The sequence below is a fragment of the Arthrobacter sp. 001422645 genome, from assembly GCF_059816125.1.
Window position 1 is genome coordinate 1 of record NZ_JCBANT010000026.1, and the last position, 12,871, is coordinate 12,871.

Here is a 12,871-nt window from a genome sequence, read left to right on the forward strand (position 1 = left end):
ATCCCGCCGGTCACACCACAACCCTCCCGCAGCACCTGCGCGGGCGCTGCGCCACAGCTGAGGGAGCGTCACCTACACTGCTGCCGGAGCTGCGGGAGCGTACAGGCCCGCCCAGCGCAGCCACGCCGCCCGCAACGCCGCGGCCTGCGAGAGCCCGCAGCCGCCCAGCGCAGCCGCCCCGGTAGCCAGACGGGCGCGGGACATTCACCGCCAATCGTGCCGGACCTGAGGGAGCGTCAGCGCAGAGCCCGCCACAGTTGAGGGAGCGTCCGCTGACGGCGAAATATGGGTCCGAAAGGCGCCGATTCCCGGGTTTTTCCTCGAAAAAGGCCGAAAACACGCGGAATTTGCCACCTCGGCGGCGGCAAGCTGGTAAGTTTTCGGACAGTGGCTTGTGCGCATGCCGTGTGCAGGCTCCAGAAATCATGACCGTCCAGGAGGACATAAATGGCTAAGAACCGTAGTGAACTTGTTGCAGAGGTAGCAGGCAAGGCCGGCACCAGCCAGGCAGCCGTCAACTCCGTGCTGGATGCACTGTTCGAGGTCTTCGAGACCTCTGTCGCCGCGGGCGAAAAGATCACCATCCCGGGCTGGCTCGCAGTTGAGCGCACTGACCGTGCAGCTCGCACCGGCCGCAACCCGCAGACCGGCGAAACCATCCAGATCGCCGCGGGCCACAGCGTCAAGCTGACCGCAGGCTCCAAGCTGAAGGCTGCTGTCTCCAAGAAGAAGTAGTTCTTCTCTGAATGCTTGAAAGGAGCGGCGACCCTCAGGGTCGCCGCTCCTTTTTCGTTGCGTGCCGCCCCCAGTGGTGTCGCGCAGGTTTCGGCGTGGCTCCCGATTCGGCGGGCAGGCGGGGCGTAGCGGACAATGGAACTGTGCCTTCCGCAGCAAATCCCCGTGCCACAGCAGCCGCTCCGACCCCGACCGGGGGAGCGCGGGGTCCTGCTGCGTTTTCCGTCGGGGTCTCCCGGCCCTGGCTGTTCGCTGGCCTGGCTGCCCTGTTCGTAGGACTTGTGGCCGCCCTGCTGTTCTCCGGCGCCGCGGCCGCCCGCGAGGTCTCAGACCCGGGCGCGCTGGTCCGCTGGGGTCTTCCTGCCAGCAAGGCCGTCCACAACATCGCACTGGCCACCGTCATCGGCGGTCTGCTCTTCGCCGTCGCAATCCTGCCCCGCTCGATGGCCGGCTCGCGCTCCAAGGCCAAGGACGCCCCGGAACATCCGGCCTTCACCCGCACTCTGGTTGTGGCCGGCATCGCCGGGGTCGTCTGGACGCTGTCAGCGGTTGCCGTCCTGGTGCTGAGCTACTCCGACATCGCCGGGCAGGGGATCTCGGGGGACCCTGAATTCACCCGGTCCCTCGTCTACTTCATGACCGACATCGAGACCGGCCGCGCGTGGCTGGCGGTCGTGGTCATTGCCGCCGTCGTCACCACGGCGCTCTTCGGCGTCCCGTCCCTGGGAGGCCTGGCAGCGACCTTGGTGCTCGCCCTCATCGGGCTTGTGCCCACCGCGCTGATCGGCCACTCCGCCAGCTCGGCCGACCACGAAGGCGCCATCAACTCGCTTGGCCTCCACTTGGTCGGTGTGTCGGCCTGGGTCGGCGGCATCATCATGCTGGCACTGCTTTCCGGCGTCCTGGGAGCCGCTGCGTCCGGCTCGCAGTCCGCCGGACGCCCGGATATCACCGAGCCGACGCTCCGGCGGTTCTCCGCGCTGGCGGGCTTCGCCTTCATCCTTGTCTTCGCCTCCGGCGTGATCAATTCCAGCATCCGCCTGACGTCCTGGAACGACCTCCTCGGCTCGGCCTACGGGCAGCTGATCCTGGCCAAGGCAGCGGCGACCTTCGTCCTCGGCGGCATCGGCCTGATGCACCGGCGCTGGGTCATCCCGCAGCTGGGCAGCCGGAACGGCGGCCTGTCCGCGCGCCGCGTCCTCTGGCAGCTCGTCGTCGTCGAAATGCTGGTGATGGGAGCGACGTCGGGTGTCGCCGTCGCTCTCGGCCGCTCCGCGCCGCCTCAGGGTGAGTCCCTGGCGCCGGACGCCTCCCCGGCCTTCATCATCTCCGGTTACGAGCTGCCGCCGGAACTGACCCCGGAGCGCTGGCTGACCGAGTGGCGCCCCGACTGGCTCTGGGTCGCCGTCGCGGTCTTTGGCCTGGTGGCCTACATTCTCGGCCTGGTGAAGGTGCTCCGGCGCGGGGACTCCTGGTCCTGGTTCCGGACCGTCAACTGGGTCATCGGACTCGGAGTGTTGACCTATGTGACCTCCGGTCCGCCTGCGGTCTACGGCCGGGTCCTGTTCTCGGCGCACATGGTGGACCACATGGCACTGACCATGGTGGCCCCCATCTTCCTTGTCCTGGGCGCTCCAGTTACGCTCGCCCTGCGCGCGTTGACGCCACGACGGGACAGCTCCCGCGGCCCCCGGGAATGGCTGCTGATCTTCATCCACTCGAAGTTCTCCCAACTGGTGACGCATCCGCTGTTCGCCGCCGCCAACTTCGCCGGCTCGATCGTGTTGTTCTACTACTCGGACGCCTTCGGGTACGCGATGCGGGATCACGTGGGCCACGAGCTCATGAACCTGCACTTCGCCCTGACCGGATACATCTTCGTGCTGACAATGATCGGCACCGACCCCCTGCCCCGGCGCGCACCGTACCCCATGCGGCTGCTGCTCCTGCTGGCCACGATGGGCTTCCACGCCTTCTTCGGCGTCGCGATCATGGGCGGCACCGGCCTGCTGGCCGCGGACTACTTCGGCAACCTCGGCCGGACCTGGGGACCTTCAGCCCTGCTGGACCAGCAAATGGGCGGCGCGGTGGCCTGGGGCATCGGCGAAGTGCCCACGCTGCTGGTCGCGATCGGCGTCGCCGTCCAGTGGTCCCGTGCCGACGCGCGCGAGTCCAAACGCACCGACCGGGCGGCGGACAGGAATAACGACGCCGATCTCACTGCTTACAACGATATGTTTGCCAAGCTGGCCGAACGCGATGCCCGGCTGGCCGAACGCAATTCCAAGCTGGAAGGACGCTCATGACCGAAACCGTACGCACCCACCTCCGGGTCCGGGCCTCCGAGCTGGTGGGCCGTAACTGGCTGAACACCGGCGGCAAGTCCCTGGACCTGGAGTCCCTGCGCGGCAAGATCGTGCTGCTGGACTTCTGGACCTTCTGCTGCATCAACTGCCTGCACGTGTTGGACGAACTCCGTCCGCTTGAACAGCAGTACTCCGACGTCCTCGTGACGGTGGGCGTGCACTCACCCAAGTTCGAACACGAGGCCGATCCGGTGGCGCTGGCCGCCGCCGTCGAGCGTTACGAGATCCGGCACCCGGTCCTGGACGATCCCGAACTGGACACCTGGAAGGCCTACACGGCACGTGCGTGGCCCACGCTGGTGGTCATCGACCCCGAGGGGTACATCGTGGCCCACCTCTCCGGTGAGGGCCACGCCGACGGCCTCTCTGTGCTCATCCCGGAGCTGATCGCCGAACACGAGGCGAAGGGCACGCTGCACCGCGGCGACGGGCCCTATGTGGCGCCGGAGCCGACGTCGGGCACCCTGCGGTTCCCCGGCAAGGCCCTGTTCCTGCCCGCCGGCCGGGGCGCCGGCGCCCCAGGAGCTGATACTGCCGCCGGTTCCTGGCTGGTCACCGACACCGGGCACCACCGCCTCGTGGAGCTCTCCACCGACTTCCAGACCGTCCTGGCCACCTACGGCTCCGGCGACAAGGGCCATGCTGACGGCACTGCCGCCGCGGCCCGCTTCAACGAACCCCAGGGCCTGGTGCTGCTCCCGGAGAACGTCGCTGCCGAAGCCGGCTACGACGTGGTGATTGCCGACTCCGTGAACCACCGCCTGCGCGGACTGTCCCTGACGGACGGAACCGTCAGCACGCTGGCGGGCAATGGCGTGCAGCGGCTGCTCGAGACAGGACCGGCCCGGGTGGACGAGGAAGGCGCCGCGTACGGGTCCCGGCTGGAGGCCGATCCGCTACGGGTTTCGCTCAGCTCGCCCTGGGACGTCGTCTGGTCCACCAAACTGAACGCGGTGGTGGTTGCCATGGCCGGCGTGCACCAGATCTTCAGTTTCGACCCGCGCTCCGGCGCCGTATCGATCATCGCCGGCAACGGCCTGGAGGGCCTGCTCGACGGCCCGGCGGCGGAAGCCTGGTTCGCCCAGTCCTCCGGTCTCGCCGAGGACGCCGACGGCAACATCTGGGTGGCTGATTCCGAGACCTCGGCCCTGCGCAAACTCGTGATCAACGACGGCGGCGCGGTCACCGTTGAGTCCGCCATCGGCAAGGGCCTGTTCGACTTTGGCTTCCGCGACGGCAAGGCCTCCGAGGCCAGGCTGCAGCACCCGCTGGGCGTGACTGTACTCCCGGACGGCTCGGTGGCGATCGCCGACACGTACAACGGGGCCGTCCGCCGCTACGACCCGGCAACGGGTACGGTCTCCACGCTGGCGCGCGGCCTGTCCGAGCCCTCGGACGTGATTGTGGACCACACCCAGGTGGCCGGCGCGGAGCCGCTCCTGGTGGTGGTCGAGGCGAACAAGCACCAGCTGGTTTATGTGCAGATCCCCAAAGAAGCGCAACAGGTGGACGAGGGCGCCGTCCAGACCCACCGGCCCAAGAGCCCGGTGGCCCCCGGACTGCTGGAGCTGAACGTCCGCTTCACCGCGCCGACCGGCCAGAAACTGGACGACCGCTGGGGCGACCCGACCCAGCTGAAGATCTCCTCCACACCGCCGGAGCTGCTCGTGTCCGGCGGCGGAACCTCCGTGGGCCTGCTCCGCACCCTGGAGCTGTCCTCCGACGTTCCCGAAGGCGTTCTGCACATCACCGCCCGCGCGGCTGCCTGCGACGGTCCGGAGGATGCGGACGGCGAGATCCCGGATCACGCCGCCTGCCACCTGTACCAGCAGGACTGGGGCATCCCGGTGCTGCTGCAGCCCGACGGCGATACCGAGCTGGTGCTGGACCTGCGCGGAATGGACTGACGCCGGCCGGACTGGCACAGTTTGGCTGCTGTTCGTGACCACGGCGTCACGGATGGCAGCCTTCTGGCTTTAATTGGGCCCGGATTCCCGGGGTCTCGACGAGCCGGCAGTGCCACGTGCAAAACCGCGCTGGTACCGCAGCGGCCGGGCTAGTAGCTCAGGAGCGGCGTGACCTTGACGTTTTCGGCGTCGATGTCCAGGCGGGTCGTGAAGCTGAAGTCATGGACCGCGTTGAGCTCCGTCACGGCCCCGGTGAACAGGTCCACCTGCTGGGCCTTGATCTGTGCCTTGCCGTTCAGGGGCGCCACCACCCAGCGTCCGCCAAAGGGTTCGATGCTGACGGTGGGATACTCCTGGATGCTCCAGTCGATGGTGCCGTCGACGACGCGGTTGTTGGTGGCATGGTAAAACGGGCAGTCAGGCTGGAGCTTCTGCTGCTTGTCGGCGGTATCGGCGCACGTGTCCAGGAACTCCTTGACCTTGCTGCCCACAGCATCCTTGAGCCCGTCGGTCGCTTCGGTCATCAGGCTCAGTGGGGCAGCGGGGACGTCGCGGCCGCTCAGCGTGGCTTTGGTGGGCGGGGCGGAGAAGTACTCGCCGGCAAGAGAGGCCTCGTACTCGCCGGGGTAGAAAACGGCGAAGGAGTTGCGGCCGTTGGGCATGTTCACCGGCACCCCGTTGAGTGTGGCCTCATTGGCGTTGACCACCGTGACGTCCACGACTGGAAGGGCCGCGGGAACAAACGACCATTTGTGGAAGAACAGCCATTCGGTGCCGGACTTTTCCAGCAGGAACTCGGTCCGCTGTTCGCTGCCGTCAATGGTGTAGTCAACCGGAACCATGACCTGGTTCCCGCCGCGGTCCTCGGCGTCGCCATACCGCACGTCGCTGATCCCGGCGGCGGCGGTCTGCAGTGCCGTTCCGTCCAGCATGGCGGCGTTGCTTTGGGGCACGGAGGCACGTAACAGGCCCAGGGCTTTCTCGCCCTCGCCCTTCTGCAAAGCGTCGAAATACTCGCGCACAGGCTGCTGGGGGCCTGCGACCGAGTTGTTCACGATATTGATCGCTACAACTCCCGCGGCCACGACAAGCATCAGGCCCAGCAGCCAACCGGCTGCGGTCCTGACCAAGGCCTGACTCATTTGCACATACCTTACGTTACCTGCACCCCACAGGAAACTTATTGTCACAGGCGCCCCATGTGGCAAGGACCGCACCTATCGCCCACAGTGGGAGCTCCAGCACCACCGCTTTGAAACGGCCGGGCCGGCTCCTCCCCGTTCCTAGCGGCGGCGCTTGGGGGCCGTGCCGAAGACGCCGCGGAGCAATTCGCGGCCGAGCTGGGTCCCCAGCGAGCGGGCCATGCTCTTGAGCCCGCCGCCGAGGGCGCCACCCAGGGCCCCGGTCAGGTCTCCGGCATTGCCTTCGTTTGCAGGTTGCCTCGGGGACCGGCGGGGTGCCTCGCGTTCCGGCTCCCGGCGGGTTTCTTGAGATGCGGGGGCCGGCGCGGGCCGACTGCTGGGACGGCCCAGGATATCCTCCTCGATCCGCCGCGCCTCGGCTTCGACGTCGGACACGTCGGGGGTGCCGCCGCCGGGCACCGGGGCAGGAGCCTCCGCGCCGGTGCCCGACGGTGCCTTCCCGGCAATCTTTTCGTAGGCTGACACGTTGTCGACGGCGGTGCCGTACTTGGGCAGCAGCGCAGAGCCGGCCACGGTGCTTGCGATCAGGGCGTCGGCGCTGGGCCCCATGAGGGATTCTGGCGCGCGCAGGCGGGTGAGTGCCACCGGCGTCGGGGCGCCCTTCTCGTTCATGACGGTGATGACCGCCTCGCCGATCCCGGCGGAGGTCAGGGTCTCCTCCAGGTCGTAGTCGCTCATCGGGAAGGTGGAGACGGTGGCTTTGAGCGCCTTGGCATCCTCCGGCGTGTAGGCCCGGAGCGCGTGCTGGACACGGTTGGCGAGCTGGCCAAGGACTTCGGCGGGAACGTCTTTGGGGGTCTGGGTGACGAAGAAGATGCCGACGCCCTTGGACCGGATCAGCCGCACGGTGGTGGTGATGGCGTCCAGGAAAGCCTTCGAAGCGCCGTTGAACAGCAGGTGGGCCTCGTCCAGGAAGAAGACCAGTTTCGGCTTGTCCAGGTCTCCGGCCTCGGGCAGTTCGTCGAAGAGGTCCGCCAGCAGCCACATTAGGAACGTGGAGAACAACATCGGCTTGGTCTGCAAGGTGGGCAGCTCCAGGCACGTGATGACGCCGCGGCCGTCCGGGGCCGTGCGCATCAATTCGGCGGTGTCGAACTCGGGCTCGCCGAAGAACTTCTCCATGCCCTGGGCTTCGAGGGTGATGAGTTCACGAAGGATGACACCGGCGGTCGACTTCGACAGTCCGCCCAGTTCCTCCAGTTCGTCTTTGCCTTCCGCGGACGTGAGGAACTGGATGACGGCGCGCAGGTCCTTCAGGTCAATGAGTTCGAGGTCGTTCTTGTCCGCGAAATGGAAGACCAGCTGCAGGCTCGATTCCTGGGTGTCGTTGAGTTCCATGATGCGGGACAGCAGGATGGGGCCAAAGGAGGTGATGGTGGCACGGACGGGGATGCCGCTACCGTCGCCGCCGAGGGCCAGGAACTCCACCGGGAACGTCTTGCCGGACCAGGCCTGGCCGATCCCTTCCGTGCGTGCCAGCAGCTTCGCATTGCCGGTGGCGGCCGTGGCCAGCCCGGACAAGTCTCCCTTGATATCCGCCAGGAACACCGGGACCCCGGCGGCGGAGAGCTGTTCGGCCATCATGTGCAAGGTGACGGTCTTGCCCGTGCCGGTTGCCCCGGCCACCAGCCCGTGGCGGTTCATCATGGACAGGGGCAGCCGGACGGGGGCATCCTTGTGGACTTCGCCGTCGATGATCGCGGCGCCCAGTTCAATCGTGGGGCCCTCGAGGGTGTACCCCTTCTGGATGGTGGCGACTTTATCAGCAGTGGATTTGATGGCCATGCGGACAGCATAGCCGGGTCCGGCAACCCCGGACCCGGCGCTCCGGATGTTACTTAGGCGGTGCTATTCGGCGAGGGCTTTGAGGACTTCCTGCGCAACATCCTCGCTGGACTGCGGGTTCTGGCCGCTGATCAGATTGCCGTCACGCACCACATGGGACGTCCAGGCGGCGGCGTTCTCGACGACGGCGCCCTTGTCCTTCAGGACGTCCTCCACGAACCACGGCGTGTTGGGGCCGGTGCCGCCGTTGATTTCCTCCTCGTTGGTGAAAACGGTGAGGCGGCGTCCCGCGAAGGCGAACGTCCCGGCGTCGTCCGTGGCGCTCAGCAGACCGGCCGGTCCGTGGCAGAACGGGGCGATGATCTTCCCGGCCGCATCCGCCGCGACCAGGAGCTTGCCCAGGTCCGCGTCCTGGTAGAGATCGGTCATGGGGCCGTGGCCGCCGGGCAGGACAATCGCGTCATAGCCGGCGAGGTCGACGTCGGCCAGCGCCAGCGGCGCGGACAATTCGGCGTCGATCTCGGCGAGGTACCGGCGGAAACTGTCGGCGCGGTCCTGGCCGCCAGCGGACTCGGCGGCCAGGCTCACCTCGTCGACGGTGGGCTTCGAGCCGCCGGGCGTGGCGATGTGGACGGTGTGTCCGGCGTTGCGGAGGGTCCGGTGCGAAACCACCACTTCCTCGGCCCAGTAGCCGGTGGGGTGTTCGGTGCCGTCGCGCATGGTGAGGGAATCTGCAGCGGATACGACCATCAGGATGTTAGCCATGTCGGGCTCCTGTTCTGCCGGCCGCGCGGCCGGCGGTGAAAAGTTGAAGGGGTTCTAGCGTGCGGCTTCGAGTTCGGCGTACGGTTCCCGAACCTGTGAGTTGCAATGACTCATAGGGGCGGCAACTCCGTCAGCCTGCTGAGTATTCCATCCGGCGACGCGCACGGCCGGTTCCCGGGGCCGTCCGGACCCGGAAGTAAGCTGGGGCATGGCTACCCGGGTACTGACGAAGCTTGTTTCCGCCGCCATCACTCTTGGCCTTGTCCTGCTGGGCGGAGGGCCGGCGTCCGCGGCCCCGCCCCGGGCTGCCGAGCCGGTAGGTATTGACGTGTCCTGGCCCCAGTGCGGGAAAACCCTCCCCAACCGGCCGGCCTTCGCCATCGTCGGCGTCAACAACGGCCTCGCGAACACCACCAACCCGTGCCTGGCGGCCCAACTGGGCTGGGCGGAAACCTCCCCTTACCCGCCGCTCACCGCCCAGCCGAGGGTGGCGCTCTACGTCAATACAGCCAACCCGGGCCCGCAGGGTTCGTGGTGGCCCACATCGAACCACTACGGCGGCGTTGACGTGGCCAACCCGTATGGTGCCTGCGGCAGCGGCGCGGACGATTTCCGGGCCTGCTCTTATATGTATGGCTATGCAAAGGCCTATGACGATGCCACGATCCGCGGGGTCGACAATCCGCAGAGCTACCTGTGGTGGCTGGACGTGGAAACCGAAAACAGCTGGCAGCCGGGCAAGGCGGCCAACGTGGCCGACCTGGAAGGAATGGCCGCCTACTTCGCGAGTATCAACGCTAGAGTCGGCCTCTATTCCACCGGCTACCAGTGGGGCCAGATCGCTGGTGCGGTCCCGCCCGACAGCCCCCTCGCCGGACTGCCGAGCTGGCTCGCCGGCGCGAGGTCCCTGGCCGGCGCCAAATCCAACTGCTCCCTGCCGCCTCTCACCCCGGGAGGCCGCGTCGCTCTGGCGCAGTACGTTTCCGGCGGCCTGGACTACAACTATTCGTGCCCCTGACTTCCGGAGGCACATGGGGAGCGCCACAGCCGGGGCAGAAATAACCCGGGGGCCGGCGTCGTTGTCCACAGTGTGCGCGCGCCGGGCCCCGGTGCCGCGCCTGTGACTTCCCGCAACGAAAGGCCGGCTTTTCCGTGACTGTTCCGCTTTCCATCCTTGACCTGGCAACCATCGGCAAGGGCCAGACGGCGGCAGAGAGCCTGGCCGGCAGCGTGGCCATGGCGCAGCTCGCCGAGGAGCTGGGATACCGGCGCGTCTGGTACGCCGAGCACCACAACATGTCCGCGATCGCCTCCTCGGCCACCAGCGTGCTGATCGCCCATGTCGCCGCGCAGACCGAGAGCATCCGCCTCGGCGCCGGCGGCGTGATGCTGCCCAACCACTCGCCGCTGACCATCGCCGAACAGTTCGGCACGCTGGAAACGCTGCACCCGGGCCGGATCGACCTGGGCCTGGGCCGCGCGCCCGGCAGCGACCAGAACACCCTGCGGGCCCTGCGCCGCGACCCCAGGTCCGCCGACAGTTTCCCGCAGGACGTGCTGGAACTCCAGGGCTACCTGAGCGGCCCCACCCGCATCCCGGGCGTGGAGGCCACCCCCGGCAAGGGCACCGATGTGCCGCTGTACATCCTGGGGTCCTCGCTGTTTGGCGCCAGGCTCGCCGCGCAGCTGGGCCTGCCGTACGCGTTCGCCTCGCACTTCGCCCCCAACGCCCTTCAGGACGCCGTCGCGCTCTACCGCCGCGACTTCCAGCCGTCCGCGCAGCTGGATGCCCCGCACGTGATCGCGGGCGTCAACGTGATCGCGGCGGATACCGCGGCGGAGGCCCAGGAGATGTTCCAGGCCACCAAACGTGCCCGCGTCTCGCTGTTCTTCGGCAACGGCCGCGTCTTCAGCGACGACGAAGCGGACATGATCCTGGACTCGCCGCAGGGCCAGCATGTAGCCCAGATGATGAAGTACTCCGCCGTGGGCACCCCGGACGCCGTGCTGGAATACCTCGACGAATTCACCGCGCACGCCGACGCCGACGAGCTCATCGTCGCGCATCAGAGCACCGGCACCGAGGCCCGGCTGCGCTCGGTACAGCTGCTCGCCGACGTCGCCGGACTGGTCCGCGTCTGACCGACAGGCCGGGTCCTTCCCGCCGTCACGCACGGCAGGAGGGTTCACCCTAGTGAGTTTCGTGGCCCGATAGCCCTCCCCTGCGGCACTGACCCCGGCGGTTGCGGATGTTACATACCCGCAACCGCCGGGACACCCAGGGGAAATCGAGCCGGGAAATACTGGTAGCACGTCCCGCGGGGACGGTCTCATGTAGGCATTGGGGACAACCGGAAGGACTCCGTCCATGCCCACCCCGCTCAACCAGTCCCTTGCCGACTCCGCCCTCCTGACAAAATCCCTGCCCCTGGGCCTGCTCCGAGCCTTTGTGCAGACCAACGCCGCCGATGACGGCCTGACGCCACAGCTGCTGGCAGAACTCAAGATCCTGGCCCGCACGCCGGGGCTGCTCGTGGCCTGCAACTACGGCGGCACCCTGTGCGAAGCGGAAGGCATTTCCACCGAAACCCTGCCGCTGGGCAGTGCCGCGATTGCGCTCCGGGCGCTGGCCGCCCTCCCGAACACGCACGCGGCTGTCATCTCCGGGCGCTCCCTGCGCGACCTGGCCGCCGTCTCCCGGCTTCCGGCAGAAGTGCACCTTGTCGGCTCGCACGGCGCCGAGTTCGACATGGGCTTCGCCCACGGGTTGTCCCTGGCCACCGAATCCGTGTTGCAGCAGGCCAGCCAGGCCCTCGCTGAAACCGTGGGCGCCTACCGCGGGATCACCATCGAGCGGAAGCCGGTCGCCGTCTCCGTGCACACCCGCCCGGCCACCCCCGACGTCGTCGCGCTGGTCACCCAGCAGGCCGAGGAAATAGCCAAGGCGCACGGGCTGTCCTTTATTGTCGACGGCTCCGTCCTGGACCTGTCCGTGGTGGAACCGTCCAAGGGCGCCGCCGTGGAACACCTGCGGTCCATGCTCGGGGTCAGCGCCGCCCTGTACGCCGGGGACGCCTCCAGCGATGAGGCCGCCATGGCCACCCTGCGTGGGCCGGACCTGGGCCTGCGCGTTGGCGAGGGGCCCACTGCCGCGGCGCACCGGCTCCGGGACCCGGAGTCCTTCGCCCGGGTCCTGGCCATTCTGTTTGAACTGCGCCGGGCGTGGCTGTTCGGGGAAGACGCCGTCGGCCTGGAGCGGCATTCCATGATCGGCAACGGCTCCTCCACCGCGCTCATCACCCCGGACGCCAGGATCTGCTGGATGAGCCATCCGCTGCCGGACTCGGGTTCCCTCTTTGCCCATCTGCTCGGCGGTGACGCGGCCGGACACTTCTCGGTGGAACCCGTGAAAGCCTCGCAGGTCCTGGGCCAGCGCTATGTGGACAGCACCATGATCGTGGAAACCCGCTGGGCCGACGTCACCGTCACGGACTACCTGGAACCGGCGCCGGAAGGCATCACCAGCCTGGTCCGGGTCCTCTCGGGGACCGGAACAGCGCGGATCGTCTTTGCGCCCCGCCCGGACTACGCCAACGCGCCCTTCAGCATGGAGGCCCGCGGGTCCGAGCTGCACGTCGTGGGAACCGCGGACCCGATCATCCTGCTCGCACCGGGCGTCGGCTTCACGATCACCTCGGACGGCCGCCATGCCACCGCCACGGCCGACGTCGAGCTGCGGCACGGCCCCGTCGTGCTGAACCTGCGCTGCGGCGACACGGAACCCCAGCGGGCCGAACCGCCGGAGGAGAACTCGCGCCGCGCCGCCGTCGCGCATCATTCCCGGCGCTGGGTGCAGGCACTGCAGCTGCCCGCCGTGAAACCGTCCCTGGTTCGCCGGTCGGCCCTGGTGCTCCGCGCCCTGGTCCATGAGCCCACCGGCGCCGTCCTGGCCGCGCCCACCACCTCGCTGCCGGAGGGGATCGGCGGCACCCGGAACTGGGATTACCGGTACTGCTGGCTGCGGGACGGCTCCATGACGGTCAACGCGCTGGTGGACCTCGGCTCCACTGCGGAGGCGGAAGGGTTCCTTGCCTGGCTGGGACGGATCCTG

General features: G+C 68.1%; 10 protein-coding genes. 6 read left to right on the forward strand and 4 right to left on the reverse strand.

Annotated features, from left to right (window positions below; genetic code table 11):
- Window positions 1-72: 72 nt before the first annotated feature.
- A complete protein-coding gene (locus AC6EUH_RS18115; protein ID WP_268753759.1) occupies window positions 73-204 on the reverse strand; it encodes a hypothetical protein in 132 nt (43 codons plus the stop codon).
- Between the two features lie 243 nt (window positions 205-447).
- Between AC6EUH_RS18115 and AC6EUH_RS18120 the strand changes: the two genes are divergently transcribed.
- The 3 genes from AC6EUH_RS18120 (at window position 448) to AC6EUH_RS18130 (ending at window position 5,008) form a co-directional block, all read left to right on the forward strand.
- Complete coding sequence (locus AC6EUH_RS18120) at window positions 448-735, forward strand: HU family DNA-binding protein (protein ID WP_024367639.1); 288 nt, start codon at window positions 448-450, stop codon at window positions 733-735.
- A gap of 143 nt (window positions 736-878) precedes the next feature.
- Window positions 879-3,041 carry a bifunctional copper resistance protein CopD/cytochrome c oxidase assembly protein gene (locus AC6EUH_RS18125; protein ID WP_499739482.1) on the forward strand — a complete coding sequence of 721 codons (2,163 nt, stop codon included), beginning with the start codon at window positions 879-881 and terminating at the stop codon, window positions 3,039-3,041.
- The gene (locus tag AC6EUH_RS18130) at window positions 3,038-5,008 is read left to right on the forward strand and encodes an NHL domain-containing thioredoxin family protein (protein ID WP_056430972.1); all 1,971 of its coding nucleotides are present in this window, start codon (window positions 3,038-3,040) and stop codon (window positions 5,006-5,008) included. Before AC6EUH_RS18125 ends, AC6EUH_RS18130 begins: the two co-directional genes overlap by 4 nt.
- 149 nt (window positions 5,009-5,157) lie before the next feature.
- Here AC6EUH_RS18130 and AC6EUH_RS18135 read toward each other — a convergent pair whose 3' ends face one another.
- The 3 genes from AC6EUH_RS18135 to AC6EUH_RS18145 form a co-directional block, all read right to left on the reverse strand.
- The gene (locus AC6EUH_RS18135; protein ID WP_056430971.1) at window positions 5,158-6,150 is read right to left on the reverse strand and encodes a nuclear transport factor 2 family protein; all 993 of its coding nucleotides are present in this window, start codon (window positions 6,148-6,150) and stop codon (window positions 5,158-5,160) included.
- A 141-nt stretch (window positions 6,151-6,291) separates the two neighbouring features.
- Complete coding sequence (locus tag AC6EUH_RS18140; protein WP_056430966.1) at window positions 6,292-7,995, reverse strand: helicase HerA-like domain-containing protein; 1,704 nt, start codon at window positions 7,993-7,995, stop codon at window positions 6,292-6,294.
- Window positions 7,996-8,058: 63 nt separating this feature from the next.
- Entirely contained in the window at window positions 8,059-8,760 is a 702-nt protein-coding gene (locus AC6EUH_RS18145) for a type 1 glutamine amidotransferase domain-containing protein (RefSeq protein ID WP_499739483.1), read from the reverse strand.
- Between the two features lie 208 nt (window positions 8,761-8,968).
- Between AC6EUH_RS18145 and AC6EUH_RS18150 the strand changes: the two genes are divergently transcribed.
- The 3 genes from AC6EUH_RS18150 to otsB all read left to right on the forward strand — a co-directional run.
- The gene (locus tag AC6EUH_RS18150) at window positions 8,969-9,778 is read left to right on the forward strand and encodes a glycoside hydrolase family 25 domain-containing protein (RefSeq protein ID WP_499739484.1); all 810 of its coding nucleotides are present in this window, start codon (window positions 8,969-8,971) and stop codon (window positions 9,776-9,778) included.
- Between the two features lie 134 nt (window positions 9,779-9,912).
- The gene (locus AC6EUH_RS18155) at window positions 9,913-10,902 is read left to right on the forward strand and encodes an LLM class flavin-dependent oxidoreductase (RefSeq protein ID WP_499739485.1); all 990 of its coding nucleotides are present in this window, start codon (window positions 9,913-9,915) and stop codon (window positions 10,900-10,902) included.
- 226 nt (window positions 10,903-11,128) lie between these two features.
- Window positions 11,129-12,871: trehalose-phosphatase (gene otsB, locus AC6EUH_RS18160; RefSeq protein WP_499739486.1), on the forward strand; the 1,743-nt coding region annotated here is incomplete at its 3' end.